Source organism: Klebsiella sp. M041, assembly GCF_059759695.1.
The window spans coordinates 1-232 of the sequence record NZ_JCAXWU010000077.1 but is presented as its reverse complement, the minus strand read 5'-3'; the positions used below and the strand labels follow the sequence as shown (position 1 = coordinate 232).

The window sequence follows — 232 nt, the reverse complement described above, 5'->3', positions numbered from 1 at the left end:
CTTCCCGGGTCTTATCCGGCAGGCTCACAGAAAAATCAGGGCAGCATCGGCAGACGGCGCTTACGACACCCGGCTCTGTCACGATGAACTGCGGCGTAAGAAAATCAGCGCGCTTATCCCACCCCGAAAAGGTGCGGGTTACTGGCCCGGTGAATATGCAGACCGTAACCGTGCAGTGGCTAATCAGCGAATGACCGGGAGTAATGCGCGGTGGAAATGGACAACAGATTAC

1 protein-coding gene is annotated in these 232 nt (G+C 56.5%); it reads left to right on the top strand.

Going from position 1 to position 232, the window contains the following annotated elements; translation table 11 throughout:
* Window positions 1-232: transposase (locus AC6CWS_RS26550; RefSeq protein WP_498256461.1), on the top strand; the 232-nt coding region annotated here is incomplete at both ends.